We start from the raw sequence: 4,263 nt of genomic DNA, 5'->3' as shown, positions 1-4,263 counted from the left end.
CCATCGAGCCGGGTGGGCCGACCACGTGCTCGATGAACACGAACCGTCCGCCGGGACGCAAGACACGCCGGACCTCCGCGAGCGACCGGGCCACATCGTCGACGGAGCACAGCACCAAGGTCGAGATCACGACATCGGCAGCTCCATCTTCGAGGGGAAGCGCCTCGGCCGTCGCCGCGACGGCCTCGAGGTCGAGACCCTGCCGCGCGGCAGCGGCCTCGAGGCGCGGGTGGAAGTGGACGTTCGGCTCGACGGCGATCCAGCGCGTGCCGGGCGGCAGGTGCGCCGCGTTCGGCCCCGCCCCGGCCCCGACCTCAAGAACCGTCAGGTCGGCGGAGCCAACGGTCAGATCGGCGGCGCCCTCGAGGTCGGACAAGAGCCGCTTCGTCCTCGCGGCGTAGAGCCACTGATGCGCCCTGTCCGAGCTCGCGAGCGACCATGCGAACAAGCGTTTTCGCAGCCCACGGCGGACCTCCGTCGGCGGTGCCGACGTTGATCCGCCCCTCTCACCAACCCCAACTCCTATGGCCATCGCCAAAATCATCGAAGTGTCTGCCGTCTCCGACAAGAGCTTCGACGACGCTGTGAAGGACGCGTACAACGAGGTCTCGAAGACGGTCCGCAACGTGCAGAGCGTCTACGTCGAGGACTTCATCTACGAGCCCGGCAAGGACCAGGCCGGCCGCTTCCGCGTCCACTGCAAGGTGACGTTCATCGTCGGCAACCCGGACGATATGTAGCGGTCATCCGCTGACCTGGTGCGCCCCGTTGGCCCTGTGTCGGCGGGGCGCCGTTGTGTCTAGGCGACGCGCGAGCCGTCCGTGACGCGCGGGGTGGGCGAGAGCAGGACGGTTCCGTCGGCGCCCGTCGAGGCGAGGATCAGGACCTCGGACGTGACGCCCACGACCCGCTTCGGCGCGAGGTTGAGCACCGCCGCGACTTGCGTCCCGACAAGATCGCCCGGCGCGTGGTGCTCTGTGATCTGGGCCGACGAGGTCTTTACCCTGAGCGGTCCGAAGCCGTCCTCGAGCACCGAAGGTCGGCGCGGCCAACGTACGCGGGGCGACGGGCCTTGGCGTTCGGCTCGCAGCTCAGCACCGTGCCGACGTGGATCTCGACGCGCTCGACGTCGGAAAACTCGATCATCGGCGTCGAGGCGAGGTCACGGGGATTCGGAGTCGGGAGCGAGATCCGTCTCGGGCTCCATGTCATCCGGTGTCAGCTCGCGCTGGGGCTCGAGATCGGCGTCCGGCTGGACGGTCGCGTCAGGCTCGAGGTCGCCGTCTGTCTGGACCGGGTCGGCACCCTCGAGGACGACGGCGGGGTCGTCAGAAGTGCAGGCGGCGAGCGCCAGCAACGAGAGGAAGAGCCAGCGCATCGAGGTCGTGGTAGGGTCGCCGTTGACGCGGGCTAGCCCAGCGCGTTCCACAGCAGCCGAGCCGCGACGACGGCCGCGAACGCTGCGAAGCTGAGCCGGACCACGCGGACACGGACGCGGTGCGCGACGGACACGCCAAGACGTGCGGTCACGACGGCGGGAATGGCGAGCGCCGCGGCCCCGCGCCAGTCGACGTAGCCGAGCGCGCCGGCCGGCACGTCCGACCCCTGTCCCAGGACGGCATACGTCACGACGCCGACCGCTGTGATGAGCACGATCGCCGTCGTCGACGTCCCCGACGCGACCTTGATGGGAAGCTTGACGACGCCCGCGAACAACGGCACGAGCACGACGCCTCCCCCGACGCCTGCGAGGGCCGAGACCATGCCCGCCGCCGCACCCGTCGCCCCGATGCCGAACAGGCCACGACGCGCGCCGTCCGTCGACAGCGTGTCCGCGCCCGACCTCGAGGTCAGCATCCGCACCACGACGACGAGGAGCAGGACGCCCAGGATGAGTTGGAACGCGTCCTTGTCGTACCACGGCTGCGTCGCCACGAACCGCCCAACGAGCACGACCATCACGGCGGCAAAGCCACCGGCCGTCAACGCCGTCCGCCAGTCGATGGCACCGGCCTTCCGCTGTGCGAGCGCCCCCGATGCGGATGCCGCGAACGTGCACAACAGGCTCGACCCCAAGGTCAGCGGCGTCAGGACCGGGTCCTCGATGCCGGCCGCCTGGTACGTAAAAAACAGGACCGGCCCGAAGATCACGCCGCCCCCGACGCCCACCAGACCGGCCAGGAATCCGCCGATCGCGCCGGCCACCAGGAGAAGAAAAAGCATCGCGAGCCGGGAGCGGCTAAGCTACGCGCCGATGCGCCGTCACTCCCTCAGGCGATCCGGCAGGTCGGCCTCGAGGACGAGGTCCCGGCCCATCACAACGAACCGGGCGCTGTCGGGCGAGACGCCGCCTGGTCGCCATTGGAAGTAGGGGTGCGGCACGAAATTGCCGTCGCGCATGAAGGAGTCGAACGCCGAGACGACCTCGTCCTCGAGGGCGAAGATGAGGAAGGCGCGGTCATCCCTCAGATCTGTGTGGCTCCACTCCCATCGATCGGGCCACTCGGGGCCGGACCGCTCGAACGTCTCTTCTGTGGTGTACGGCGGCACGACGTACAACCGGTCCCACTCGAACGGCGCCAGCGCCTCGAGGTCGATCACGGCGCTCGTATCGACGCCGGCCTCGATGTGATCGGCCAATCCTTGGTCGCCCGGCGGCGAGCACCCGGCGAGGACGAAGACGAGGGCGATCCCTCTCACCGCCCCAGCACGCGCCCGTACGCCTCGGCATCGAGGACGAGGCGGCGGGCCTCGATCACGACCGGGTCCTGGGCCAATGCCGCGACCGTCTGGTCCTTCTGTCCGACGTAGCGCGACAGGATCTCCTGCCGCAGCCGCGCCCGCAGCCTCTCGGCGTGGCGCTCGAAGTCGCGCGCCTTCTCGGCCTCGACGGTGCGCCGCAACGCGGCCAGCTCGGATCCCGCGTCATAGCCCGCGGCCTCGAGGTCGGCCTCGAGTGCGTCGGCGGCGCGCTCGGCGTCGGTGCGGTAGGCGATGCCTTCGCCCTCAACGAACGACTGGAAGCGGGACAGGACGGAGGCGTCGACTTGGAAGTCCTGGGGCAGGTCCGGCGTGTCGGCGGCGAAGCGGTTGGCGAAGCGCAGGAACGCAGCCGAGCGGACGAGCGCCTGCTCGAGCTCGCTCTCGGGTCCCAGTGTCACCTCGACGTCCGGCTCGATCCCGACGCCGCTCCGAACGGGCCGGCCCCCTTCGGTCGTGAACGCGCGCCCGGCCCCGGCCTCGGTGGCATCGGCGCCCTGGGCGTAGGTCAGGCGCTGAATCTCGCGGCCTGAGGGCGTCGTGTAGCGGCTCACGGTCAGCTTGAGTGCCGTCCCGTACGGCATCGGCCGGATGACCTGAACGAGCCCCTTGCCGAACGTCGTCTCTCCCACCACCACGCCGCGGTCGTAGTCCTGCAGCGCGCCCGACACGATCTCCGACGCCGACGCGCTCGAGCCGTCGATCAGGACCGCGACGGGGAGATCCGGGAAGACGGGGTTCGCACTCGTCCGGTACGTCTGGTCCGTCCCGTCGGCCCGTCCTCGAGTCTGCGTGATGACCGTCCCGAGGGGAACGAACAGACTGGACAGCGCGACGGCTTGGTCGAGCAGTCCCCCGGGGTTGCCTCGCAAGTCGAGGACGAGCGCACGCAGCGGCGACTCTGCCTGGAGCGCCTCGGCCGCACCCTGGACCTGCCCGGCCGCACTCTGCATGAACCGTCCCAGCCGGACGTACCCGACGCCGTCGGCCGGGTCGCCCAGCATCCCGGAGTACGTCACGTCGACGCTCTCCTCGCCAGCACGAACCAGCACGAAGCGCAGCGGCTCGTCCTCGCCCTCGCGCCCGACCTCGAGGTCGACCGTCGAGCCCGGTTCGCCGCGCAGGATGGCGTTCGCCCGCTGCGCCGTGACGCCCTCGACGGAGCGCCCGCCGACCTCGAGGACGGCGTCGCCCGGCCGGAGGCCTTGAAGCTCAGCATCCGACCCATCGAGGACGGATGTGACGACCAAGCCGCCGCCGCGCTCGCCCACGATCACGCCCACACCGCCCACGTCGCCGCCCTGTTGCAACCGGCTCGCCGCCGCCGTCGCCTCGTCGTAGTAGACCGTGTACGGGTCGAGCGCGCCGGTCATGGCGCCGATCCCACTCCGCATCAGCCCCTCCGCGTCGACCGCGTCGACGTATTCCGAGGCGAGCGTCTCGTAGACGGTCCCGTACAGCTCGAAGCTCTTGCGGAGCGCGTAGAAGTCGACGTCTTGCGCC

Annotated in this window: 8 protein-coding genes; 1 reads left to right on the top strand and 7 read right to left on the bottom strand. The window is 70.2% G+C overall.

Translation table 11 applies throughout. The features are described from left to right. The coding region (locus WBA11_RS09285; RefSeq protein WP_424520418.1) for a class I SAM-dependent methyltransferase at positions 1-448 on the bottom strand (448 nt) is incomplete at its 3' end. 76 nt (positions 449-524) lie between these two features. Here WBA11_RS09285 and WBA11_RS09280 point away from each other — a divergent pair. Beyond that, positions 525-740, top strand: coding sequence for a dodecin family protein (locus WBA11_RS09280; protein ID WP_424520417.1), 216 nt, complete (start codon positions 525-527; stop codon positions 738-740). A gap of 59 nt (positions 741-799) precedes the next feature. Here the strand turns inward: WBA11_RS09280 and WBA11_RS09275 are convergent, their stop codons facing one another. From WBA11_RS09275 to WBA11_RS09250, 6 genes are all read right to left on the bottom strand, one after another. Further along, positions 800-1,033: a tRNA-binding protein gene (locus WBA11_RS09275; protein ID WP_424520416.1), complete on the bottom strand. Its 234-nt coding sequence runs from the start codon at positions 1,031-1,033 to the stop codon at positions 800-802. After that, on the bottom strand, positions 1,000-1,146 hold the full coding sequence (locus WBA11_RS09270; protein WP_424520415.1) for a hypothetical protein: 147 nt from the start codon (positions 1,144-1,146) through the stop codon (positions 1,000-1,002). Before WBA11_RS09270 ends, WBA11_RS09275 begins: the two co-directional genes overlap by 34 nt. A 16-nt stretch (positions 1,147-1,162) precedes the next feature. After that, a complete protein-coding gene (locus WBA11_RS09265; protein ID WP_424520414.1) occupies positions 1,163-1,378 on the bottom strand; it encodes a hypothetical protein in 216 nt (71 codons plus the stop codon). Between the two features lie 32 nt (positions 1,379-1,410). Continuing rightward, the gene (locus WBA11_RS09260; protein WP_424520413.1) at positions 1,411-2,223 is read right to left on the bottom strand and encodes a TSUP family transporter; all 813 of its coding nucleotides are present in this window, start codon (positions 2,221-2,223) and stop codon (positions 1,411-1,413) included. Between the two features lie 39 nt (positions 2,224-2,262). Then, positions 2,263-2,700, bottom strand: a complete 438-nt coding sequence (locus WBA11_RS09255; RefSeq protein ID WP_424520412.1) for a hypothetical protein — start codon at positions 2,698-2,700, stop codon at positions 2,263-2,265. Continuing rightward, positions 2,697-4,263 (bottom strand): S41 family peptidase (locus WBA11_RS09250; RefSeq protein ID WP_424520411.1); only part of this gene is annotated, 1,567 nt, incomplete at its 5' end. The genes WBA11_RS09250 and WBA11_RS09255, both read right to left, overlap by 4 nt.

This window comes from Rubrivirga sp. (assembly GCF_049648075.1).
GTDB lineage: Bacteria > Bacteroidota > Rhodothermia > Rhodothermales > Rubricoccaceae > Rubrivirga.
The sequence above is the reverse complement of the archived record's forward strand: the minus strand, read 5'-3'. Positions and strand labels throughout refer to the sequence as shown.

What these genes read in the sequence shown, in the direction of transcription:
- WBA11_RS09270 (WP_424520415.1), bottom strand. Translation starts at nt 1,146, where the DNA reads ATGATCGAGTTTTCCGACGTCGAGCGCGTCGAGATCCACGTCGGCACG.
- WBA11_RS09280 (WP_424520417.1), top strand. Translation starts at nt 525, where the DNA reads ATGGCCATCGCCAAAATCATCGAAGTGTCTGCCGTCTCCGACAAGAGC.
- WBA11_RS09260 (WP_424520413.1), bottom strand. Translation starts at nt 2,223, where the DNA reads ATGCTTTTTCTTCTCCTGGTGGCCGGCGCGATCGGCGGATTCCTGGCC.
- WBA11_RS09265 (WP_424520414.1), bottom strand. Translation starts at nt 1,378, where the DNA reads ATGCGCTGGCTCTTCCTCTCGTTGCTGGCGCTCGCCGCCTGCACTTCT.